20 protein-coding genes are annotated in these 23,364 nt (G+C 67.9%); 11 read left to right on the top strand and 9 right to left on the bottom strand.

Annotated features, from left to right (window positions below):
* Positions 1-42: 42 nt before the first annotated feature.
* The 7 genes from ACFWY5_RS12035 to ACFWY5_RS12005 all read right to left on the bottom strand — a co-directional run bounded on the left by ACFWY5_RS12035 (position 43) and on the right by ACFWY5_RS12005 (position 6,036).
* Positions 43-696: a DUF998 domain-containing protein gene (locus ACFWY5_RS12035; protein WP_379631671.1), complete on the bottom strand. Its 654-nt coding sequence runs from the start codon at positions 694-696 to the stop codon at positions 43-45.
* A gap of 151 nt (positions 697-847) precedes the next feature.
* The gene (locus tag ACFWY5_RS12030; RefSeq protein WP_379631669.1) at positions 848-1,993 is read right to left on the bottom strand and encodes an FAD-dependent monooxygenase; all 1,146 of its coding nucleotides are present in this window, start codon (positions 1,991-1,993) and stop codon (positions 848-850) included.
* A 17-nt stretch (positions 1,994-2,010) separates the two neighbouring features.
* Entirely contained in the window at positions 2,011-3,009 is a 999-nt protein-coding gene (locus ACFWY5_RS12025) for an NAD-dependent epimerase/dehydratase family protein (protein ID WP_379631667.1), read from the bottom strand.
* Between the two features lie 48 nt (positions 3,010-3,057).
* The gene (locus ACFWY5_RS12020; RefSeq protein WP_379631665.1) at positions 3,058-3,402 is read right to left on the bottom strand and encodes a CocE/NonD family hydrolase; all 345 of its coding nucleotides are present in this window, start codon (positions 3,400-3,402) and stop codon (positions 3,058-3,060) included.
* A 240-nt stretch (positions 3,403-3,642) separates the two neighbouring features.
* A complete protein-coding gene (locus tag ACFWY5_RS12015; protein WP_379631663.1) occupies positions 3,643-4,179 on the bottom strand; it encodes an alpha/beta fold hydrolase in 537 nt (178 codons plus the stop codon).
* A 127-nt stretch (positions 4,180-4,306) separates the two neighbouring features.
* Positions 4,307-5,596: an ArsB/NhaD family transporter gene (locus tag ACFWY5_RS12010; protein WP_379631661.1), complete on the bottom strand. Its 1,290-nt coding sequence runs from the start codon at positions 5,594-5,596 to the stop codon at positions 4,307-4,309.
* Positions 5,593-6,036, bottom strand: coding sequence for a CBS domain-containing protein (locus tag ACFWY5_RS12005; protein WP_379631659.1), 444 nt, complete (start codon positions 6,034-6,036; stop codon positions 5,593-5,595). The genes ACFWY5_RS12010 and ACFWY5_RS12005 overlap by 4 nt, the downstream gene beginning before the upstream one ends.
* A 350-nt stretch (positions 6,037-6,386) precedes the next feature.
* On the opposite strand from ACFWY5_RS12005, the gene ACFWY5_RS12000 reads away from it, so the two are divergent.
* The gene (locus tag ACFWY5_RS12000) at positions 6,387-7,241 is read left to right on the top strand and encodes a hypothetical protein (RefSeq protein WP_379631657.1); all 855 of its coding nucleotides are present in this window, start codon (positions 6,387-6,389) and stop codon (positions 7,239-7,241) included.
* Between the two features lie 124 nt (positions 7,242-7,365).
* Positions 7,366-8,094, top strand: coding sequence for a hypothetical protein (locus ACFWY5_RS11995; RefSeq protein WP_379631655.1), 729 nt, complete (start codon positions 7,366-7,368; stop codon positions 8,092-8,094).
* Positions 8,095-8,327: 233 nt separating this feature from the next.
* On the opposite strand, the gene ACFWY5_RS11990 is transcribed toward ACFWY5_RS11995, so the two are convergent.
* Positions 8,328-9,299: a hypothetical protein gene (locus tag ACFWY5_RS11990; protein WP_379631653.1), complete on the bottom strand. Its 972-nt coding sequence runs from the start codon at positions 9,297-9,299 to the stop codon at positions 8,328-8,330.
* 420 nt (positions 9,300-9,719) lie between these two features.
* Here ACFWY5_RS11990 and ACFWY5_RS11985 point away from each other — a divergent pair, with 420 nt between their 5' ends.
* Positions 9,720-11,732: an SUMF1/EgtB/PvdO family nonheme iron enzyme gene (locus ACFWY5_RS11985; RefSeq protein ID WP_379631651.1), complete on the top strand. Its 2,013-nt coding sequence runs from the start codon at positions 9,720-9,722 to the stop codon at positions 11,730-11,732.
* Between the two features lie 22 nt (positions 11,733-11,754).
* Here ACFWY5_RS11985 and ACFWY5_RS11980 read toward each other — a convergent pair whose 3' ends face one another.
* Positions 11,755-12,876, bottom strand: a complete 1,122-nt coding sequence (locus ACFWY5_RS11980) for a serine hydrolase domain-containing protein (RefSeq protein WP_379631649.1) — start codon at positions 12,874-12,876, stop codon at positions 11,755-11,757.
* A gap of 190 nt (positions 12,877-13,066) precedes the next feature.
* Here ACFWY5_RS11980 and ACFWY5_RS11975 point away from each other — a divergent pair, with 190 nt between their 5' ends.
* From ACFWY5_RS11975 to ACFWY5_RS11940, 8 genes are all read left to right on the top strand, one after another.
* Complete coding sequence (locus ACFWY5_RS11975) at positions 13,067-13,639, top strand: RNA polymerase sigma factor (protein WP_379611160.1); 573 nt, start codon at positions 13,067-13,069, stop codon at positions 13,637-13,639.
* Complete coding sequence (locus ACFWY5_RS11970; protein WP_379631647.1) at positions 13,632-14,708, top strand: CU044_5270 family protein; 1,077 nt, start codon at positions 13,632-13,634, stop codon at positions 14,706-14,708. Before ACFWY5_RS11975 ends, ACFWY5_RS11970 begins: the two co-directional genes overlap by 8 nt.
* Positions 14,692-15,522, top strand: coding sequence for a CDP-alcohol phosphatidyltransferase family protein (locus ACFWY5_RS11965; protein ID WP_379611162.1), 831 nt, complete (start codon positions 14,692-14,694; stop codon positions 15,520-15,522). The genes ACFWY5_RS11970 and ACFWY5_RS11965 overlap by 17 nt, the downstream gene beginning before the upstream one ends.
* A gap of 154 nt (positions 15,523-15,676) precedes the next feature.
* The gene (locus tag ACFWY5_RS11960) at positions 15,677-17,614 is read left to right on the top strand and encodes a GTP-binding protein (RefSeq protein WP_379631897.1); all 1,938 of its coding nucleotides are present in this window, start codon (positions 15,677-15,679) and stop codon (positions 17,612-17,614) included.
* A 47-nt stretch (positions 17,615-17,661) separates the two neighbouring features.
* Complete coding sequence (locus ACFWY5_RS11955; protein WP_379631645.1) at positions 17,662-18,834, top strand: hypothetical protein; 1,173 nt, start codon at positions 17,662-17,664, stop codon at positions 18,832-18,834.
* Between the two features lie 491 nt (positions 18,835-19,325).
* A complete protein-coding gene (locus tag ACFWY5_RS11950) occupies positions 19,326-20,084 on the top strand; it encodes a tyrosine-type recombinase/integrase (RefSeq protein ID WP_379631895.1) in 759 nt (252 codons plus the stop codon).
* A 608-nt stretch (positions 20,085-20,692) separates the two neighbouring features.
* The gene (locus ACFWY5_RS11945; RefSeq protein WP_379631643.1) at positions 20,693-22,612 is read left to right on the top strand and encodes a tyrosine-type recombinase/integrase; all 1,920 of its coding nucleotides are present in this window, start codon (positions 20,693-20,695) and stop codon (positions 22,610-22,612) included.
* Positions 22,609-23,178: a DUF6262 family protein gene (locus ACFWY5_RS11940; protein ID WP_379631641.1), complete on the top strand. Its 570-nt coding sequence runs from the start codon at positions 22,609-22,611 to the stop codon at positions 23,176-23,178. The genes ACFWY5_RS11945 and ACFWY5_RS11940 overlap by 4 nt, the downstream gene beginning before the upstream one ends.
* The last annotated feature ends 186 nt before the right edge of the window (positions 23,179-23,364 follow it).

Genomic DNA, 23,364 nt, shown 5'->3' with positions numbered 1-23,364 from the left:
GCAAGCACAGCGCCCAGGCCAGCAGCCCGTCCTGCAGGACGCTCATGCCTCCGTTGCGGTGTTCGCGCGGCGCAAGCGGACGCCGACGGCGATGATCCAGGCGAAGCCGACCAGCAGGGCGGCGTGTTCGAGCAGCCCGGCGGGTGCGGGCCGGAGCAAGCCGGAGGCGTCCAGGCGGAAGGCGATCCCGGCGGCGATGGCGAAGACGATGACCAGTGCCCCCGACCAGCGCGAGTAGAGCGCCCATCCCCGGCTACCCATGTCCGGGCTTCGCGCCAGCACGAACGGCGCGGCGGCCAGCGCGGCGAACAGCACCAGTCCGGCCAGCCCGTGGAGGCGGCCCGCGGTGGTGACCGCCGCGGGCTGGCCGGGCGGATAGCCGAGGGCGGGATCGGTGGGCACGATCCCGGCTACGACCATCGCCAGACTGGCGGCCACCAGAAGGAGCGGCGCCCAGACAGCGGCCCGGCCGCCGGGCAGGGCACGGCGCAATCCTGCGGCGAAGGCGAGCAGCAGGAGCCCGCCGATCACGAAGTTGACGGTTTGCAGCCAGCCGCGCTCTCCGGTGCCGAGCTGGCTGGCGCCGTGGTGCCAGAGGCTGTAGCCGGGCCGGGTGGCGCCGTCGAGCAGCAGCAGGGCCGGGACGAGGACGCCGGAGGCGATGCCGCAGGCGAGCAGGGTGGTGGTCGGGCGCATGGGGGGAGCCTCCTAGCTCCACGATCGGAAGATCGTGGGCCGACCAGGCTTCCCGGCTCACCGACGGTCGCAACCCCTTGCCGGGGTGCGCTCCTACAGTCGCCTGGAATGTAGCACCTGGCCGCCTGCCCGGCCAGGTGCTACATGTCGCTCAGCCCTTGATGAAGCGGCGGGTCATGTACCGGCGCACCGGCGGCAGGGAGGCCAGCCGCAGCGGTAGCTGGCTCAGCCACAACACCAGGGGGTTGGCGGGGGCGTAGACGCCTTTGACGCGGCGGCCGAGCTTCTGCTTGCGCTCGGCCTCGGGCCGGATGGCGGCCTCCCAGGCGGCGAGGGCGGCGGGGATGTCGTCGGGGTGGGCCTCGAGTTCGGTGCCGAGGCGGTCGGCGCCGCCGACGGCCAGCGCGGAGCCGTACCCGGCGAAAAGGGTGACGCACCAGGCGGCGTCGCCGAGCAGGACCACGCGGCCTTTGCTCCAGGACGGTGCGACGACCTGGCTGATGGTGTCGAAGTAGACCGAGTCGGCCCGCTGAAGTCCGGCCAGGGCTTCGGGGATGACCCAGCCGAGGTCGCCGTAGACGCGCTGCAGTTCGGTGGCGACGTCCTCACCTGGCCTGGCGTGGTCGGAGCGGTAGCCGAAGAAGGCGACGTTGCGGCCGTCGGGGATACTGATGACCGCGGCGGTGCGCCCGCCGGATGACAGGGTGCCGGCGGCCCCGGTGGCGATGCTGGCAGGGCGTTCGTCGAGCATGAAGACGGCGACCTTGTGCTCCAGGTCGAGCAGGAAGTCCTTCTCCGGGCCGAAGGCCAGGGCGCGGGTGGCCGAGTGCAGGCCGTCGGCGCCGATCAGCAGGTCGGCCTCCTCGATGCTGCCGTCGGTCAAGCTCACGCGGACGTCGCGGCTGTCCTGGTTGATGGCGGTGAGGGTGGTGCCGAAGCGGATCTCGGTGTGGCCCTCGACCTTCTCGTACAGGACGGCTTCGAGATCGCCGCGCAGGATGGCGATCGAGCGCGGCCCGGTGGTTGCGGCGATGGTGGCGCGGTCGAGGGAGAAGCGGCGCTGGCCGTTCGGCTTGTGGTAGACGAGTTCGTCGGTGATGAAGCCCTTCTTGAGCAGGTCGGGCAGGATGCCCATGCGTTCGGCGGCGTCGTAGCCGATGCCGCCGAAGGTGACGGCGTAGCCGCCGCCGCGGCGCTGCGGGGCGCGTTCGACGATGAGGGTGTCCCAGCCGATCTGGTGCAGGCGCAGGGCGGTGGCCAGGCCGGCGATGCCGGCTCCGATGATGATGGCGCGCATGATGAGGTGGTGCTCCTTTAGAGCTGGTCGAGCAGCCGCTGTTCGGCGGCGGCGTCCAGCCACGTGTCGGGGGAGGGCGCGTCCGCGCGGGGTGCCGGGTCGCCTTCGGCCTGCAGCCAGGCCCAGGTGTCGGCGAGGGTTTCGCGTAGCGGGCGGGTGGTGAGGCCTTCGGCCAGGGCGGCGCTGACGTCGGCGTCGTGCATGCCGCTCGGCGCAGTACCGTCGGGCAGGCGCAGGCCGAGCTCCATGCCGAGCGGCAGGCCGTGGCGCATGAGCAGGTCCGGCTCGGTCCACACCAAGTCGGTGTCGAAGCCGGTGACCTCCAACGCCGTGGTGAGCAGCTCGCCGAGGGTGATCGCGCCGGGCGGGCCGGTCACGGTGAAGGCTCCGCTCAGGCCGCGATCGGCCGACCGGAGCATCCAGTCGGCGAGATCCCGGACGTCGAGGTACTGCAGCGGCGTCTCGGCCGGGGCCGGGGCGAGGACGCGGCCGCCCTTCTCCAGGCGGCGCAGCCACCAGGGGATGCGGCCGACGTCCTCGTACGGGCCGAGGATCATGCCGGCGCGCGCCAGCAGCGCCCGCTCGCCGAAGGACTCCAGCACGGCCAGCTCACCACCGCGTTTGGCGGCGGCGTAGTCGAGGCTGTCGTCACTTTCCGGGTCGGCATCGACCAGCGGGGCGCTCTCGTCGGCGCCCGGCGGCCAGGGCCAGCGGTGCGCGCCGCGGCTGGAGACGTAGCCGTAGTGCCCAGCCCGCCCAGCCAGCAGCCGGGCGCTGTCGCGGACCACGCGCGGCGCCCACGCCCAGGTGTCGATCACTGCGTCCCATTCCCCGTCGCCCAGGGCTCGCCGTACCGACTCGAGGTCGGTACGGTCGGCGATCAGCGCCCGCACGCCCTGAGCGGGATCCCGGCTGAGTCCGCGGTTGAGTGTGCTCACCTCGTCGCCGCGCTCCAGCGCGGCCTCGACGATGGCGCGGCCGACGTGATGGGTACCGCCGAGGACGATGACTTTCACGATGCTCCTGAAGTAAGCGGCAGCCAGAGAGCTGACGGGTTGTTGTGGTCATGGAAGATCTCGTGCTCCGAAGAGCGCAGGTTCGTCCCGGTCGCGAGCGGTTCGCCGGTGCCGGGGTTGCGGCCGAAGCGCGGGTGGGCGCCGCTGGAGACCTGCAGGCGGATGCACCTGGTAGCCGCGCTCGGCCAGCAGCGCCGGCAGCCGGTCCAGGACGTTGCCTCTCCCGTACGGGCTGCGCAGCAGTACCAGCGGCGGCCGGCGCTGACCGGCCGGGTAGTAGTGCGTGGCCAGCAGCCGCACACCGTCGGCGGCCGGGATCTCCACGTCGCGGCGCACGCGCACCCGGTGGGCAGGGGCGGGGCGCACGCCGTACAAACGGCTGAGCAGGGTCATGGCCGGATCTGCTTCCTGTCGGCTCTGATGAGAGGGCACATCGCCGACCAGGCTTCCCGGCACACCATCGAACCTCTCGCGGGAGGCCGATGAGCGAACTATACCGAATTTTCGGAAATTACTGAACAGTCGGCGTGTTCGATGCTCTGCCGTTCATGCAGGCGCACGAGACCGAGCTCCCCGTCCTGCTGGACCGCCGGCATCGGCAGCGCCGCTGATGCCTGAGGTTCAGGCAAGCGTTCAGCCTGGGGTGAGGAATTCACCGATCTTGGTGGCGATGCGGGGATAGTCGGGGCCGAACCAGATCATGTGGCTGTCGGCCCGGCTTTCGACCAGTTCGGCGTTCGGCAGGACCGACGCCAAGGACTCGGCATGGGCGAAGGCCACCGACCGGTCGTGGCGGGTGGCGATCACCAGCACGGGCTGGTGGACCTGTGCGGCGCAGTCGGGCACGGGGAGCATGTCGGCGACGAAACCGCTGCCCGAGCGCATCCTGGTGAACAACCCCGCCAGCGTGGCGCGCTCCGCAGGGGACAGGCCCGCCAGGACCTGGCGCGCGGGCAGCGCTGACAGCTCACGCAGCAGCAGGCGTAGCGCCAGGGACGGGGCCAGGCGGATCAGTGAGCGCATGACCGCCCAGGTGCCGGCCTCCACTCTGGCGTGGAACACCACCCGGCCGCCCAGCGGGCCCTGCAGCCGGTATTCCACCGGCCCGGCCGGCGTGCGCGCGAGGGTGGTGGCGCGCTCGGGAAAGCCTGCGCGAGAACCGGTCACCATGGCGCCTCCTTGACGGAAAGCCGATCATGAGCTGGACCGGCGGGGGTCTACCGTCGATCACGCCCGCGGTAGACCACGGCGCGCACGAGCAGCAGGACGATCAGCCCGAGTCGAGCTACCAGGTCGCTCATAGATACCGCAGCCACAGGTAGGGGGTGACCAGGGCCACGGTGACCACGGCGACGATCAGGCCGTATCGGGTGAAGGTCCAGAAGCTGATCGGGGTGCCGTTGCGGGCGGCGATGCCGATGACGACGACGTTGGCGGCGGCGCCGACGGCGGTGGCGTTGCCGCCCAGGTCGGCGCCGAAGGCCAGCGCCCACCACAGCACCTGAGCGCCGTCGTTGCCGCCCGAGGCTTGGACGAGCTCGGCCACGATCGGGCTCATGGTGGCGACGTAGGGGATGTTGTCCACGATCGCCGACAGGCCGGCTGAGGCCCACAGCAACACCATCGTGGCCAGCCCGAGCTGGCCGGCGGTGGCATCGACGGCCAGGCGGGAGACCTGGCCGATCACACCGGTCTCGACCAGCGCGCCGACCATGACGAACAGGCCCATGAAGAACACCAAGGTGGGCCACTCCACCTCGGCGATGGCCTGCTCCGTGGTCACCTTGGTGGCCGCCACCAGCAGACCGGCGCCCAAGATCGCCACCACCGACGGCTCGTAGTGCAGCACCGGATGCAGCACGAACGCCGCCATCACCAGGCCCAGCACGGCCAGGCTCTGCCACAGCAGAGCGCGGTCGGCGATCGCCTCCCGCTCGTTCAGCCGCATGATCTCGGCGGCGCGTTTCGGGTCGTAGACGAACACCTGGCGGAACAAGATCCGGCACAGGGCGACGAACACCACCATCAGCACGATGACCATCGGCGCCATGTGGAGGAGGAAGTCGTTGAACGACAATCCGCCGCGACTGGCGATGATGATGTTCGGCGGATCGCCGACCAGGGTGGCGGCGCCGCCGATGTTGGAGGCCATCGCCTCGGCGATCAGGTACGGCACCACCGGCAGCGCCAGCCGCTGGCACACCAGGAAGGTGACCGGCGCGATCAGCAGCACCGTGGTGACGTTGTCCAGCAGCGCCGAGGCCGAGGCGGTGATGACCACCAGCAGCACCATCAGCCGGTACGGCCGGCCGCGCGCCCGTTTGGCCGCCCAGATCGCCAGATACTCGAACACGCCGGTCTGCTTGAGCACGCCGACGATCACCATCATGCCCAGCAGCAGGAAGATGACGTTCCAGTCGATGCCGCTCTGCTCGGAGAAGAACGCCGCACCGGCGTCGCTGGCGTGGATGAGCAGCATCAGGCCGGCGCCGCCGAGCGCGGCGGCGACCCGGTGGATGCGTTCGGTGGCGATCAGCGCGTAGGCGCCGAGAAAGACCGCCACCGACAGCCAGGCCAGTGCGGTCACTGGGCCAGCAGCCCGTCCATGAGCGCCTGCAGGGTGACCGCGCCCAGCAGCCGGTCCCCGTCCACGATCGCGACCAGCGGGCTGTGCGTGCGGGCCATCAGCGCGGCCAGCTCCAGCGCGGTGGCCTGCGAGTCGGTGACCGGCAGCTCGCGGGCCCGGGTGGGGAGCGCCTCGCGTACGGTCCGGCCGGTCATGGAGGCGAGCAGAGCGTCGGCGTGCGCTTCGTCCACCACCCGCGCCAAAGCTGGATCGTCTTGGCAGTAGCCGGGGACCGCCAGGCGCAGCACCTGGGTGCCGGGCAGGATGCTGGCCGGCAGGCCGGAGTCATCCACGACGATCAGGCCGGGCAGATCTTGGTCGGCCAGCAGCCGGGCGGCGTCGATCACCGCGGTGTCCAGGGTGACCGTGGGGAAGTCGGCGAGCAGGTCGCGAGCGCGCACGGCGGGCGCCTTTCCGGGGATAGACGGAAGAAAATTGCCGACCAGACTTCCCGGCACACCTGTAGGAAACCTATCAACGACCGTCAAGATCGGCCAGAGCGCCATGCCCTGGTCGCTCAGCGGGCCCGCGTTGCCGAACCCGACCCGCTGGCTCTGGTTGCCGCCCATCAGGCGATGGCCCGGGGCTGGCTTGCGGGTGGGATGTTCTTCTGCGATCTGCACGGCTACACCCCGGGAGCGAGCGAGCTGGTGGAGGCGTCCGCGGCGGGCTTTCGTCTGCTGGGTACGGCTTCCGCCCGGAAGAACACAACCCAGAACGGCGGGCACCCGTCCAACCTAGGGTGGTGACCATGAGCCGCCTGGACTTCGATTTCGAGTACGCCAACGGCATTACTTCTGCCCGGCTGATCGCCGAATTCGGGCAGGGTGTCATCGAACGCCACTGGCCTGGTCTCTACGAGCTCGAATATCCCAGCGACGAGCGACACAACCCCTTCTTCCGCTATGGCGTGAACAACAACAACCAGGAAGAAGTGGCGGTCTACCTCGGGCTGGCCTGGGCGTTCACGGCAGGACGGCATCGTTTCGCCGTCCCGACCTGGGCGCGCGACGAGGTGATCCATTATGAGGGGCGGCAGGACTACGACCTCATCGGCTGGGAGTACGGAATCGACGCCGAACGGACGGACTGGCCCGCCCGCGACCGTGGGTTCGTTGTCCCCCGCAATATGCTGCCCATTCGACCGGCTCCCAGCGATTGGCAGCGCGCGCATCAGCGGGAGGCCGGTCTGTTCCCCGTCCGGGATTTGCGTGAGCTGACAGCCTTGACCACCGTCACGCTGGCCGACGCCTACGGCAGCGTGAACCTCTTCGGCCTTACCGACCTCGACCGCAAGACCCGGCTTATCGATTCACTACGCGGACAGCGGCCACCTGAAATGGGGACCCTGCTCGCCCCGGGAGACGTTTTCGTCGACATCACCATCGGCTGCGATCTGGGAACCTACGACTCGATCCTCGTCGCCGCCGGCGGCGACCACCGACACGACTGGGAAGCGATCATCGCCGAGTATCGGCGACGTATCCACGCCTACGAAAGCGCCATCGACTCCTTCCACACCTTCGACGACCTCTTCTCGGCGTTGTCCTCACTCCAACTGTCACCGCCCGTCCCGAACGCGTGCGGGGAGTCACCGAAGAGGTGATGGTTACACGAGCGGGACGTCCTGGCTGATTCGACGTCGTGGTCGGATTTATCTATCGGTCACAGGTTGTCCATCCCCCGTCGCTACGGTCTGCCGGTCAGTGTCCGATCGAGGGAGATGATCCATGACCATCACCAGCAAACTCGCAGCCGCCGTCGTGGTGGCGGGCTCGATGCTCGTGGCGGCGCCGCCGGCTTCGGCCGCCGCCGACTACGACAAGTACCCGTGCCAGGAGGGCCGTGCGCGTTCGCCGTTCATGCCGGTCAACCCCGCTGCCAACCAGTGGAACCCCAACGGCAAACACGGCAAGGGCGGGGGCGGCTCCAACGGAGCGATGACCGCCGGAGAGGCGATCGGCGGTCTCATCTCCATGATCGTCGATGAGACCAGGATGGACGGCCGGCGCGAGAAGTTCACCGAGGAAGCCCTCACCGCCGCGGACAAGGCCTCCAGCGGACGGTGGAACATCGCCGTCCTCTACCAGGGCCTCAGCTACGACGGCAAAACCATCGCACCCAGCCTGGGCAACGGCAGCTCCTACTTCAAGAAGCACGACTGGGGCGGCAGCCTCGTCCAGAACGAACCGGCGGCCAAGCTGATGCTGTGCCACTGGGGGCTCGGCGCCACCAACCCCGAGACCCGCAAGAAGGTCGCTCCTGCCCATGTCTACTCCGTCTACATCTTCGACACCGCCGAGACGCTCGTGAACCCCGGCGACGGCGGCTTCATCAACTGGCGGTTCAAGGGCTGGTTCAACCGTGAGGGCAGCACCGTCCGCTTCGACAAGGCCCCTGGCTATCCCGAAAAGCAGAACCTGGATCCCCTCGACACCCGTCCCGGCCGCCAGATGTAGGTGAGGCCGGCTTGAGACGCCGGCGGTGTGCCCGGCCCACCCGCGGCCGCCAGGGGCGAGCCGTCGGTCGCGTGGGCGCCCCAGGCAGCCCATGTTGAAACGCGCGTTTACATGATCGCCTTGCCTTCGCTGGGTGCGCTGGAAACTGGTCACGCTCCGGCGGTACCGGTCGTGGTGGTACCGCCGGGTGCGCGTCAGGGGATCAGGCGGGAGTTCGGCCCCGTCTGAGGGGATCAGTGAGCTGATCGGTGCCTGGAATCGGAGAAGAGCGTCGCGTAGAACGGGTTGGCGCGGAACTGGCGGGGGTGGTGTCTGGACTCCGCTTCCGCCTCGTGGGTCCCGTGCCTGGTCGTCAGGCGGACGGTCGCGAAGTAGTCCGGGTGGACGTGGTCGTCGCTGAGGGTGCGGGTGAAGCGTACGTTCAGCCGGTCGCCCTGTTCGACGGGGATGGGTTGGGCGAAGGCGGGCAGGTAGACGGGGTTCCAGCCCAGGTCCTGTGCCAGGGAGTCGATGGGCTCGTCGTCGGCGTGTCCCCACAGGCGGATCCACAGCAGGAGCCCGTCGACGCGCCCCGGGCGTTTCACGATCACCTCGGCCGTCTCCTCCGCGGTCGGGTCGAGTTCGGTGCTGAAGTCGAGTGTCTCGACGGGGGCCGATCCGGTGAGCAGGTCGTCCGGGCGGACTCCGCGCAGGGCCATCCGCATGTCGCAGGGGTGGCCGATGACGTCCAGGGTCCGCTCCAGGTAGTGCATGGTGATGGGGTCGAGGGCCGGTGCGGGCATCAGGTCGCGCATGCATATCGCACCGGTCAGGGTGACGCAGCGCGCGGGGATGATCATGCCGGAGTCGTTCAGGTGCCGGTGGCGGGCGTCGCTGATCACGGCGGCCGCCCCTTCCGAGCCGCCGATGCACCCGATGACCTCCGCGACACAGACGTCCACCCGGTCCTGGAGGTCGATGTCGGTCGACCAGCCTTCCACGAGTTCGATGCGGTCGCCGACGCCCAGCTTGGTGAGTTTCCTCCGGACCTTCAGCGCTGTGTCTTCCTGCCCTTCGATCGCGACCACCCGCCTGGCGCCGCTCTGGAGGGCGTGGCGAGCCCAGAGAAGGTCACGCCCGGTGCCGAGGTCCAGTACGGAGCGTCCTGGCGCCAGCCGGTTGAGAGCCTTACGAAATGGCTCATTCCCTCTCTCGTCCTTTGTCATGAAGTGATATATGACATCGTCGTAGACGGGATATTCCCCCATTGAGGGAATCAGGCTCAGGCGTCCTCGTTTCCCGCGGCTGACGAGGACGGATATCCCTGGGTGTGAGGTCAGTGGGGTGTAGCGGGGCCGCATGCGGATACCGGCGAGTTTGGCAAGCATGCCTGACACTCCGGTAGCTCGGACAGCGGCGCGCAGGATTCGTACCGTCGCACGGATCACTTGGTCCTCCTTGGGGGATGACGCTGTGCCGTTCCGGGGAAGAGATTTACCGAACCACTTATCCGCTCAAAACGAGTGTTCGTTGGATAAATCACGAACGTGTCTCATTGAGGGCGATCCCAACGAAGTAAGGGCTGGTTTCGGGCGGCAGGCCGTGCGAGGGTGTTCCGTAAACGTTTACGGCGTTTGGGAGCCTTCATGAAATCCCCCGGGTTCAACCCGTATCTGCCCAGGCCGATCGACCTGCCGACCGAGGTACCGCTGGCGGCGGGAAGCGACCTGTCGGTGCTGGACGAGGCGAAGATCTTCGCCGCACCCGGCGATCCGGCGCTGTGGGAGGTGTGGCGCGAGCGGATCGGGCAGTGGCGGGAGCAGGCGCGGGAGCGGATCGGCTACTCGGACGAGCGCTACCGGGTGTCCGACCGTGATCGTTTCAGCGTGTGCGTGGCCTGGCTGTGGGACGAGACGCTGTACGACCACGCGCGCGGCACCTTCACCGTGGACGCCTTCCTCGATGCCGCCGAGCGGGACTTCGGCGGGTACGACGGCGTGCTGCTCTGGCACGCCTACCCGGTGATCGGGATCGACGACAGAGACCAGTTCGCCTTCTATCGCGACATTCCCGAGCTGCGGGAAGTCGTCGCGGACTTCCAGCGGCGCGGCGTACGGGTCTATCTCAGCTACTACCCCTGGGCCGGCGACACCTCTGCCGACATCGCGGACCTCACCGAGCGGCTCGGCGCCGACGGCATCTTCCTCGACAGCTCCAAGGAAGGCCGGCCGGAGTTGCGCGCCGCGCTCGACGCCATCCGGCCAGGACTGGTCATGGAGGGCGAGTCGCGGATCCCGCTGGCCCGGGTGCACGACCACCAGATGTCGTGGGCCCAGTGGTTCGCCGACTCGCCGGTGCCCGGAGTGCTGCGCGCCAAGTGGTTCGAGCGCGGGCACCTGCCGCATCACACGCGGCGCTGGCACCGTGACCATCTGGACGAACTGCACTCCGCCTGGCTGAACGGCGCCGGCATCCTCGTCTGGGAGAACGTCTTCGGCGTCTGGGTCGGCTGGAACGCCCGCGACCGCGCGGTGCTGCGCGGCATGCGCCGGGTGCATCGGACTCACGCCGCCTGGTTCGGCTCGCCGGACTGGACGCCGCTGGCCGACCACGTCCCCGGCACCACGGTGTACGGCTCCCGCTGGGTCCACGAGGGGGTGCCGCTGTGGACGGTCGTCAACCGCGGCGCGGCCTGCGACGGGCCCTGGCTGAGCACGGACGATCGGCCCGGCCACCGCTGGATCGACCTGACCACGGGCACGCCGCTGACCGTCAGCCCCGCCCCGGACGGCGGCGTCCACATCGGCGGCCCGCTGCCGGCGGGCGGCGTCGCGGCCGTGATGCCGGTGCCGCCGGGCGTCGAGGTGCCGCGGGGTGTCGAGGTGCCGCGGGGTGCCGAGGTGCCGCGGGGTGCCGAGGTGTCGCCGGGTGTCGAGGTGCAGTCGGCGCCGGACGCCGGGGAGCCGGAGGATGATGTCTTTCCGGCCAGGGCCGCTGTGCGGATGGCGAAGCCGTACGCGCCTCGCGAAGCCGTACCGGCGGGGATGGTGGAGGCGGGCGGGGGCGAGTACGAGCTGACCGTCCGCCACCGCGTGCGGGAGACCGGCCTGTACGGCGAGGCGCCCTACGTCGATGAGTGGAAGCCGCTGCCTCCCAGGCTGCACCACACCGGCACGCTGCGCCGGGCGGTCCGGCTCGGGCGGTTCGCCATCGGGGTCAGGGAGGTGAGCGCCGGGGAGTACGCGGAGTTCGTACGCTCCAGCGGCTACCGGCCGGTCCGCCCCGAACGGTTCCTGGCCGGAGACGTCGCGGACGCGCCCGCCACCCACGTGGATCTGGAGGACGCGCGCGCGTACGCCGCCTGGGCGGGAGCGCGTCTTCCCACCGAGGACGAGTGGCAGGTCGCCGGGGAGGCGGGGTTGCTGGAGCGCCGCGAGCCGCTCGTGTGGAACCTCACCGAGAGCGAGCACACCGACGGGCGTACCCGGTTCTGCATCCTCAAGGGCGGCAGCGCCTACGTCCCGGAAGGCTCCGACTGGTACTTCGACGGCGGCCCGCAACCGGCCGGCGTGTCGGCCAAGCTGCTCCTGCTCGGCGCCGGGCTCACCCGTTCCCCCTCGGTCGGCTTCCGCCTCGCCGTCGACCTGCCGCTCCGATAGTCCGCTAGTCCGCGAACGACGGTCAGGCGAGGGCGACGCCGTACACCGCCTTGATGATCTTGATGGGGAGGTCCATGGTGTCCGGCTCGATGTTGGTGTGGACGGCGACGCTCCGCCGGCCGTCGTCGGTGCTCAGCGCGAGGGTGAAGGATCCCGGGAGGGTGCCGCTGACGCCGCGCACGGTCAGGCCGTCCATGCCCGCGCTGTCGAACTCGATCACGCCGAGGCCGTAGCGGGCGTGCGGCAGCCAGACGACGCCGCCGTCGTTGGTGACCATGGTCCACATCTCGCGGTGCTGAGCCGGTGGCAGCAGGCCGCCGGTCGCGATCGCGTGGAGGAAGCGGGTCAGGTCTTCTGTGGTGGAGACGATGCCGCCGGCCGCCCAGCCCCATGAGGTGTTGAGCGCGGTGACGTCGATGGGCGGTTTGTCGTGGTCGATCATTGACGCCCAGTTCTCGGTGGTGAGGGTCGCGGGGTCGACGCCGTCCTTGAGTGCGCCGGTGAGGTAGGCCGTGGGGTGCGGGTGGGGATAGCCGGTGGCGTCGGCGGGCCGTACGTGGGTGTGGGTCAGGTCGAGCGGCCGCATGACGGCGCGTTCGACTTCGGCGGCGTAGGTGTTGCCGGTGACCTTCTCGATGATGGCGCCGGCCAGGTAGTAGCCGCCGTTGGCGTAGACGAACTGCTCGCCCGGCCGGCCGGCCGGCGGCTGGGACACCGCGAGCTTCACCAGTTCGGAGGTGGTCCAGACGCGGGTCGGCTGGGTGACCATGCTGTGCTGCAGTTCGGGTGAGAGGCCGGTGAGGAACAGGCCGCCGGTGTGGTTGAGGAGATGCCGGATGGTGATCTTGCCGCCGTCGTAGCCGCCGGGCTCCAGGACGCCGGGCAGCCAGGTGTTCACCGGGTCGTCGAGGCTCAGCCTGCCTTCGGCCGCGAGGGTCAGCACGGTGGCGGCGGTGAAGGCCTTGCCGGAACTGCCGATGTGGAGGTGCTCGCCGGGCTGCCGCCGCCGCCCGGTGGCGAGGTCGGCCACTCCCGCGGTGCCGAACCACGTCTCACCGGCGTCGTGGACCTCGGCGACGATGCCGGGGATGCCGTCCTCGGCAACAGCCTGGTCCAGGATCCGCTGGACCTCTTCGTGCGCCATTCTGATGCCCCTTCCAATACTGGGTACGTTGTACGCGGTTAGGGGTCAGGCTAAGTTACTGGGTACCTTGTACGCAACTTGGTGGGAGATATCCCGAAAAAGTGTGAAGGCGAATCCGGGCTTCGGCGGAATACCGGGTGTAACCCAAAGAAGGGACACCATGCGAATGGCCGCTCCCCCGGACGTGCCTGTGACAGTCGATGACGCGGCACTCATCGAGCAGTCGTGGCGCCGCCCGGACGTGTTCGCGGTGCTCTACGACCGGTACTTCGACGAGATCTACCGCTATCTCGCCGGCCGGCTCGGCCCGCACATCGCCGACGACCTGGCCGCCGAGACGTTTCTCGTCGCCTTCCGGAAGAGGCGGACCTACGACGCAGCCCGCGGAGCCGTACGGCCGTGGCTGTACGGGATCGCCACCAAGCTCCTCGCCCAGCACCGCAGGAGTGAGACCCGCCGGCTGGCCGCCTTCCAGCGCGCTCCGGTGGACGCGTTGGCCGACGACGGCCCCGAGGACAGCGTGACCACGAGGGTCGCCGCCGCGAACGCACAGGGGCGGCTCGCGTCGGCGCTGGAACGCCTGTCCCACGGGGACCGCGACGTGCTGCTCCTCATCGCGCTGGCCGATCTCAGCTACGAGGAGGTCGCCCAGGTGCTCGACATTCCTTTCGGGACCGTCGGATCCCGCCTCAACCGGGCTCGCAAGAAGTTACGCGCGGCCCTGGGCGGAACCAATCCCATGATCGGAGGGACCGATGGATGACGACCTGACCGCGGTGCGCGATCTGCTCTCCGCTCCGGGCCCCACCCGGGAGACGACCGACAAAGGCCGCGCGCGCCTGAGCGACGCGTTGTCACGCCGGCCCAGGAGATGGGTCACGCCGATGCGTACCGGCATGGTCGCCGCCGCGCTGGCCACGGCGCTGGGGGTGGCGGTCATCATGCCCTCGGACGACCTGGTCCTGCTGACCCCCGACCCGACCACGGCCTCCACCGCGCCGACCGCCAGGCAGATCCTGCTCGCCGCGGCCACGGCCATGGCCAGGACGCCCTCGGCCGGCGACTACTGGCGGGCGCGCACGGTCACCGGCAAGCTGATCGTCAGCCCCGATCGCCGGTACGTGCTGCGCCGCGACTCGGCCAGCGAGACCTGGCTGACCCGGGCGGCTGGCGGGCGGAGCGGGTCGTTCAACCAGTACCTGGGCGCCCGGCCGGCCTCGGAGAAGGACAAGCTGGCCTGGCAGGCGGCGGGCGGGCCGGTCAGCTGGCGCTACCCGGACGACGTCACCGGCATGGGCTTCATCGGCGCGGGCGAGACCGTGCAGTCGGCGCCGGGGGCGCGGGTGGGCGGAGCGCCGAAGGAGCCGGTCGACTGGGACGAGGTCGGCAGGATCCCGGCGGGCGCGGCGCCGCTGCGCTCGTACCTGGAGGCGAAGATCGGCGCGGTCAGCCCGCGGGAGCGGGATTCCCGGCTGCGCAAGAGCTGCATGGAGATCCTGTCCGGGCTGCCGGTCTCGCCTGAGGTACGCGCCTCCGCGTACCAGGTGATGGCCTCGCTGCCCGGGATGACGGCGGAGGGAGAGGTGACCGATCCGCTGGGCCGTACGGGACAGGCGCTTCGCTACCAGGTCAACCGGCCGGAGGGGCAGGTCAGCGACGCCCGCTTCGTGGTCGATCCGGACAGCGGCTTCCCCCTGGCCAACGAGACCAAGGGCGTGGGGCGGCTGGCCGACGGCCAGAGCGTGGAGGTCAGCTCCTTCACCGCCTACCAGCAGATCGGCTGGACGGACGAGGAACCGGACTGGGAGAGCGATCGTGTTCACGCTGAATGAGGTCAGGGAGCGCACGTACAAGCCGCGCGACGCGTGGTGGACGGTGTTCCTGGTCGATCCGCTGGCGGGGCGGCTGGTGGTGGCCGCGGCCAACCGCACCTCGATCACCCCGAACCAGGTCACGTGGGCGGCGTTCGCGCTCGGGCTGGGGTCGGCGGCCTGCTTCGTCATGGGCGACTGGAACTGGCTGGCGGCCGGGGCGGTCCTGTACCACCTGAGCTTCGTCCTGGACTGCGTGGACGGCAAGATCGCGCGGCTCAAGGGGACCGGGACGGTCTTCGGCGGCTGGCTCGACTACGTCTTCGACCGGATCCGGGTGCTGGCCTGCGCCGTGGCGCTCATGTGGGGGCAGTACCGGCTGACCGGGCAGGACCTCTACCTGATCCTCGGCATCGCGGTGGTCTTCCTCGACATGCTGCGCTACGTCGACGCCTTCCAGGTGGCGAAGGTCCGCCGCGCGATGCGCCGCCAGCTCGACGAGGCGATCGGCGGCCCGGACCAAGAGCACGACGAGGAGCACCATGTGGAGCCGGAGGAGCTGATCGACCTGCAGCGCGGCTTCCGCAGCCGCTTCTCCTGGTACATGGTGGCGCGCGACTGGCTGCGCGACCACCGGGTGCGTACGCACCTGATGAGCGGCATCGAGTTCCAGATGGCGGTGTTCATCGTGGGGCCGCTGCTGGGGCTGGTCGTGCCGGTCACGCTGGCCGCGGCGGGGCTGCTGCTGGTCTTCGAGGTGGCGATCATGTACAAGCTCTGGCTGTCCTCGCGTGACCTGACCAGGGCGCTGACCGGCATGAGGGCGGGGGGTTAATTGCGTTGAGAGCGGGGGTGGCCGTCTGCTCTACTCGGGACGGACGGCCGCCCAGCTCCGTCGATGAGAAGAAGGAGCCCCAAGATGCGCGAAGCGTACATGTTTCCACAAAAGGTAAACCTCACCTCTTTTAGGGACATGACGCTTCGTGAAGATGCTCAACTTGGGGATTTTGGCGCATGTAGACGCCGGTAAGACCAGCCTGACCGAGCGGCTCCTCTACGCCGCCGGGGTCATCGACGAGATCGGCAGCGTCGACGACGGCAGCACCCAGACCGACTCGCTCGCGCTCGAACGCCGCCGCGGCATCACGATCAAGTCCGCGGTCGTCTCCTTCGCGATCGGCGACGTCACCGTCAACCTGATCGACACCCCCGGCCACCCCGACTTCATCGCCGAGGTGGAGCGGGTTCTGAGCGTCCTCGACGGCGCCGTGCTGGTGATCTCCGGCGTGGAGGGCGTGCAGGCCCAGACCCGCGTGCTCATGCGCACGCTCAAGCGCCTGCGCATCCCGACGATCCTGTTCGTCAACAAGATCGACCGCCGCGGCGCCCGGACCGACGCCGTCCTGCGCCAGATCACCGAACGGCTCACCCCCGCCGCCATCCCGCTGGGGACCGCGCGCGACCTCGGCACTCCCGCCGCCTCCTTCCATCGCGTGTACGGCGGAGCCGACGTGCTGGCCGACAACGACGAGGCGATGCTGGCCGCGTACGTGGCCGACGCCGTCGAGGAGGACCGCCTGCGCACCGAGCTGGCGGCCCAGACCGCCGCCGCCCTGGTCCACCCGGTCTTCTTCGGCTCGGCCATCACCGGCGCCGGAGTCGCGGAGCTGAGCGACGGCATCCGCGAACTCCTCCCGGCCGCCGAGGGCGGGGCGGACGCACCGCTCTCCGGCACCGTCTTCAAGATCGAACGCGGCCCGGCGGGAGAGAAGATCGCCTACGCCCGGCTGTTCACCGGCGCCGTGCGCGTGCGCGACAAGCTGCCCTTCCGCACCGCGCGGGAGGGCAAGGTGACCGCCATCGCCGCCTTCGAGAACGGCGCGGCGATCCCCGGGCAGGAGGCGCGCGCGGGCCAGATCGCCAAACTCTGGGGCCTGGACGACATCAGGATCGGCGACCGGATCGGCGAGGCCGCGCCCGGCTCGGACGCCCACCACTTCGCCCCGCCCTCCCTGGAGACGGTCGTCATCCCCGCGCGCCCGTCGGAGAAGGGCGCCCTGCGCGCCGCGCTCGCCCAGCTCGCCGAGCAGGACCCGCTGATCGATCTGCGCCAGGACGACCTGCGGCAGGAGATCTTCCTGTCCCTCTACGGCGAGGTGCAGAAGGAGGTCATCGAGGCCACGCTGGCCGACGAGTTCGGCCTCGCGGTCACCTTCCGCGAGACCACCACGATCTGCGTCGAACGCCCCTCCGGCACCGGTTCGGCGGTCGAGTTCATCGACAAGGCTCCCAACCCGTTCCTGGCCACGGTCGGGCTGCGCGTGGATCCGGCGCCGGTCGGCAGCGGGGTGGAGTTCCGGCTCGGGGTCTCGCTGGGCGACATGCCGTACGCGTTCTTCAAGGCGGTCGAGGACACCGTCCACGAGACGCTCCGGCAGGGGCTGCGCGGGTGGCAGGTCGTGGACTGCACGGTCACGATGACGCACTCCGGCTACTACCCGCGCCAGAGTCACGCGCACCAGAGCTTCGACAAGAGCATGTCGAGCACCGGGGCCGACTTCAGGGGGCTGACGCCGCTGGTGCTGATGAGCGCGCTCAGGCGGGCGGGTACGCGGGTGTGCGAGCCGCTGCACCGCTTCCGGCTGGAGATCCCGGCCGACGCGCTGGGGCCGGTGCTGCCGTTGCTGGCGCGGTTGCGGGCCGTACCCAGGACGCAGAGCGAGGGCGTGATCGAGGGAGAGATCCCCGCGGCCAGGGTGCACGAGCTGCAGCAGCAACTGCCCGCGCTCACCCGCGGCGAGGGCGTGCTGGAGAGCTCCTTCGAGCGCCACCACGAGGTCTCCGGCGCGCCGCCCGAGCGCGAGCGGACCGACCACAACCCGCTCAACCGCAAGGAGTACCTGCTCCACGTGGAACGGAGGGTCTGAGCAGCTCAGGGCGTGGAAATGTCAGTGGCGACCGGCATGATGAACCCATGAGCGACGCGCCTCCCCTCACCCTCATCGCCGACCACGCCGCCTACGCGGAGGCGGTGCAGCTGGCCCTCGACGCCGCCGCGGCCTACTACGCCGACGGCACCTCCACGCTCGACGACGACTCCTACGACCGGCTGCTGCGCGGCATCGTGGCCTACGAGGAGGAGCATCCCGAGGAGGTGCTGGCCGACTCGCCCACGGGCAAGGTGGCGGGCGGCGCCGTGGTCGGCGACGTGCCGCACAGCGTGCCCATGCTCAGCCTCGACAACGTCTTCGGCGCCGAGCAACTGGCCGAGTGGGCCGCCTCGGTCGAGCGCAGGATCGGCAGGCCGGTCGCGGAGTGGAGCGTGGAGCCCAAGCTCGACGGCCTGGCGATCGCCGCCCGCTACCGCAGGGGCCGGCTGGTCCAGCTCATCACCCGCGGCGACGGCACGGCGGGCGAGGACGTCAGCCACGCCGCCGGCACCATCGTCGGGCTGCCCGAGCGGCTGGCCGAGCCGGTCACGGTCGAGCTGCGCGGCGAGGTCATGATGACCGCCGCGCAGTTCGACGACGCCTGCGCCAAGCGCCAGGCCCACGACGGCACCACGTTCGCCAACCCGCGCAGCGCCGCCGCCGGCACCCTGCGCGCCCAGGACCGCCCCTACACCTGCGAGCTGACGTTCTTCGGCTACGGCGCGCTGCCTGCCCCCGACGACGTCTCCGAGCTGGCCGTCCGCCTGCGCGAGCTGCCCCACAGCCAGGTCATGGATTGGGTGGCCGCCCAGGGCGTCCAGACCACGGCCGCCACCCCGGTCGCCGGCGTCGTCGCCCACAGCCTGGAGCGGGTCCAGGAGCGCGTCGAGCAGATCGCCGCGGCCCGCGCCGACCTGCCCTTCGGCATCGACGGCATCGTGATCAAATGCGACCTGGCCGACGACCAGGCGGCGGCGGGCTTCAGCTCGCGCGCCCCGCGCTGGGCCATCGCCTACAAGCTGCCCGCCACCGAGAAGATCACCAAGCTGATCGCCGTGGAGTGGAACACCGGGCGCACCGGCATCATCGCCCCCCGCGCCGTGCTGGAGCCGGTCGAGCTCGACGGCTCCATCGTCACCTACGCCACCCTCCACAACCCGGCCGACATCGCCCGCCGCGGCCTGATGCTCGGCGACTCGGTTATCTCTAGGAGCTAAATGGAGTCTGGCACATAAGTATTGAGTGCCTATTCCTATGAGCCTTGAAGGTATCCACTAGCCGTTGGATTACATCTGCTACGTTCGCGTTCATGGCTTCTAGATACAGAGCGGAACGCGCCATCTCCCCTCACGACGAGTCAGTGTCATGCGTGGTGGTCTCATCGGAGTTCGAGTTGCACGTGGAAGCGTGTGCCTTCCTGGCGAGCCTTCGAATGGCAGACCGGTCGTTCAACACAGAGCGCACATACGCAAGCCGGGTTGCTCTGTATCTGGCGTACTGCGGCGACCAGGGCCTCGACTGGAGGGAACCGGGTCTGCCCTGGCTGGCCCGATTTCTACACTGGCTAGTGAATGAACCGCTGCCATCCAAAACGGCTCGAAAGCCTCATGAGAGTCGTTATCGGAAGAAACAGACCGCAAATGGTATCATGACGACCATTTGCGGGTTCTTGCGGTTCTGCTCCTTGCAGGGATGGGTCTCCGTGGAGATGGTGGCTCAACTGTCCGAGCAAAAGCACTTGTCCTATTTGCCGCCGGGGTACAACCCGGGCGAGGACGGGCAGTTCCGTGTGGCGCGGACGAAGGTGATTAAGTTTAAGGTGGCAATCGAAGGCTTCGAGTGGCTGAACCAGCAGCAATTGGCGACAATTGTCGGCCTGACACGACACGCCAGGGACCGCTTCTTGATAGCTCTGTTGGCCGGCACTGGCATGCGCATCGGAGAGGGTTTAGGGCTTCGACGCGAGGACATGCACTTCCTAGCGAACTCCGCAGGGCTAGGTTGCCAGGTTTCTGGGCCGCATGTCCATGTCCGGCGGCGACGGAATTCCAATGGCGCCTTGGCGAAGGCTCGCTTCCCACGGTGGATTCCGGTGACGGAGGAGTTGGTTACGCTCTATGCTGACTACGACTTTGAGCGAGGGCGGGTAGTCGAGGCCTCGAATGTTGACATGGTATTTGTCAACCTTTTCAAAGCTCCGCTCGGCCGAGCGATGACCTACCATAACGCTAAAGACCTCTTTGATCGGTTGGCGAGGCAAGCTGGCTTCAAGGTGCATCCGCACATGCTGCGTCACACCGCAGCAACCGTCTGGGTACGAGGTAGAACGCCCCGAGATGTGGTGCAGAATCTGCTGGGTCACGTCTCAGCGTCGTCGATGGAGCCGTACCTCCATGCAGCGGAGGAAGACAAGCGGGAAGCCGTTGAACGAGTGGCGGCTATTCAGAAGGGTCAGAACAGAGAGTGACCGAAAATCTCGCGAAGACTATCCAGCTGCCGCAGAGACCGGCACCCGATATAGACGCGTGGATGAACTGGCTTAAGTCACAGCTGCTTGAGAGCTGGAGGCCAAGTGAGTGGAACGCTTCCTGTTTGTTGTTCATCGGCGAGCTAGCCAGCGAAAATACGGCAGCTTGGCCCTGCGTCATCCCCACCTGCTCGGCTGTCCAGAAGGCACGCAACAGGCGATGCAAATCCTGTGAAGACCATTTCCGGCACAGCGGGCTGTGCGAGGAGGAGTTCGCCGCAACCTACCAGCCCAGCCGAAAAGGCGTCCGCATGAAAGCGGAGCGTTGCATAGTTGAGCGCAATGGGATGCGGTGCAAGCGTGAAGCGCGAAGCAGAGGGCTATGCTCAGTGCATAGCCTCCAATGGATCAAGGCCACGCAAGCCGCAGACAAGCGTAGACCGTTCGACGGGACGCTTACCGAATGGCTCGCCAACGTGGCGGAACCGCTCGATGCCTGGCCTGATTGCCGTGTCCCCGGCTGTGGCCTAGAGCAGTTGACCTTGGCTAGCGGATTGTGCCGAATACACTATGGGTGGTGGTCCAGACACAAGGCTTCCGTGGGCGTCGTGCCAGACCTTGAGTACTGGATAGCGCACACCACGCCCTATTTGGCCAGTCACAGCTTCTCCCTCGCGCCGTTGAGTGACATTGTCCGACTGGAAATGCTGTACGCGCTACAGCAACGAGACTTGCGCATTAAACTTGTGCAACCGTCCGTGATCCGTCCAGTCGTGAGGCAATTGACCGAAGTTGACTGCCTTTTGACTGCTACGCCGGAGATTTTCTCGCCCTCCGAATGGCCGGTTTCATCAAACCGAACGTCTTTGATCCAGGACATCGCATGGATCATCGATCGCGGGCGCGAGCAGTTTGCCGGAATTCAGCCCACCGATAAGCTCGTCTGGGACATGAAGGCGGTGCACAACCCAGCAGGTCGCAGGCCAGGCCAAGGCCGGGAAGGCTTTCGGGCGGGCAAGGTGGATTTCACGGTCATCAAGCAACCGTGGTTACGGAACGCTCTGTTGGAGTGGGCCCGATCGACTCAGCCGAGCAGCACGCGCTTGCGCAAGCACGTCTCCGCATGTGTCTTGACCTCCACAGTCTTAGGCCGGCAGCCCGGTGGAGGCACGGATCCTGGCCAGGTGCGGTTCGCCGAGATGGCCTTGGTTGTCGAGGGCTTTCGCCGGATGACCAGGCGAGATGGCGCTCTGCATACGAGCAAGATACGTTCCGACGCGTTGTCCATGCTCCACAATGTTTTGGACTTCGGCCGCCGGTCCGGTCTGTTGAACGACCTACACAGCGCTTTCGGCCGACATAAGTCGCTGCGGATCGTCCGCGAGGAGGTCAATGAGGACGAGCTAGGCAAGGCCATCCCTGAATCAGTGATCCGCCAACTCGACGCTCGCCTCCACATGTTCGCTGTCAACTTCCCTTACCGGGGTTACGCGCCGCAGGACGTTGCGGACATGTTCCAGACCGTCTATCGAGTCCTGAGAGACACTGGCCGACGACCATGGGAGGTGGTGAGTCTAGAACGAGACTGCCTGGAGTTCGAGGGCGACGACGTCCTCCTGATCTGGAACAACTACAAGGGCAAACGCCTGAAGAGGCGGTTGCCGATCACCCGGGACACCGCCGAGACGATCCAGCGTTGGGCCGCGCGCCGAGCCGCTCTGCTCACGCCCAATAGGAGCGAGAGATATCTTTTCCCGAGCATCTCCAATGTGAGTAAGTACCCGCATATGCCCTCGTCCTATTTAGCCAAGGCGATGCGGCAGTGGGTGCAGTCCTTCGAGCGGATCGATTCTGAGGGAACCGGGCCAGACGGCTTGCCTGTCCCATTTGACAGAAAGCAAGTCTTCCCTTACGTATTTCGTCATTCCTACGCCCAGCGGCACGCGGACGCTGGCGTCCCGATCGACGTTCTTAGGGAGCTTATGGACCACACAAGTGTCGATACCACAGCCCGATATTATCGGGTGTCATTGAAGCGAAAGCAGGCAGCGGTCAAGTCGATGCGGCTACATGTCGTGGACCGACACGGCAACCCGGCACCGATGTCCTCGAACAAGACTTACGAGATGCGATCGATTCAGGTTCCGTTCGGCAACTGCTGTGAGCCGTCGAACGTTAGGGCTGGCGGCCATGCCTGCCCAATCCGGTTCCAGTGCGCTGGCTGTGGCTTCTACCGTCCCGACCCGTCCTACCTGGCCGCGATTGAGGACCATATCCGGGATCTGAAGGCTGACAAAGAAACCGCACTAGCCATGAACACCGCGGAGTACGTTGTGCGCAACTTGCAGGATCAGATCGACTCCTTCAAGAATGCGGCCGCGAACATGCGTAAGCAGATTGAAGCGCTACCGGAGAATGAACGTGAGGAACTGATGGAATCAGCCAGGGTTCTGCGTAAGAGCAGGGCCTTCAAGGGCCGTACCTTGCTGCCACTGACTGTGATCAAGCCCGGAGGGTCCAGTGCATGACCGATAAGCGCACCCCGCGCGAGGTGTTAGCTGCCTCTCGCCGTAAGGACAGTCACGAGAAGCGGGCTCGGGTCGTAGCCATTGTGGACGAGATGGCGGCGCGCGGAGACGCGATTACCTTCGCAGGCGTTGCCAAGACAGCGGGCGTGTCCAGCTGGCTGGTGTATGCCGCAGGAGTGCGCGAGTACATCGAGGCTGCTCGTAAGAAGCAGAGAGGTCGGCTCCACCTCGATGCGCAGACCGGTCTGGTTTCCAGTCCTGCAAGCCTGGCGACCGACTTGGAGCTTTCCCGACAGCAGGTCACTACCCTGCGTGCCGAACGTGACCAGCTCAAGGTTGCCCTACAGCGACAATTGGGCAAGCAACTGGACCAGATCGGCACGGCCGACTTAGCGGCCCGGATCAATGAACTGACTCGCCAAAACGAAAAACTCACCGACGATGCTTTTCAACTGCGGCAAGAAGCAGTTGATCTTGCCGAACGGTTGGCCGATACCGAAGACGATCTGGCAGCCGCTCGATCCAGCCTGCGGCGCATGATCCACACGGAGAACACCGGCCCGTGATGTTCGCCCTGGCGTTGAGCTTGATGCAAGCGCAGGTACGGCATACGCCTGAACGATCGTCTTTCGGCCTACAGGCGAAACTGGAGCGTGGGCGGCTCCGATAAGAGATCGCCCACGTTATCCGCTACCGAGGAAATCACCGACTTTGCGCGGCGGGGGGCAAGCTCCCCTTTCGATCCCAGGGCT

It is taken from the genome of Nonomuraea sp. NPDC059007 (genome assembly GCF_042740555.1).
GTDB lineage: Bacteria > Actinomycetota > Actinomycetes > Streptosporangiales > Streptosporangiaceae > Nonomuraea.
Note: the sequence above shows the minus strand (reverse complement) of the source record. Positions and strands in the feature narration are given on the sequence as shown.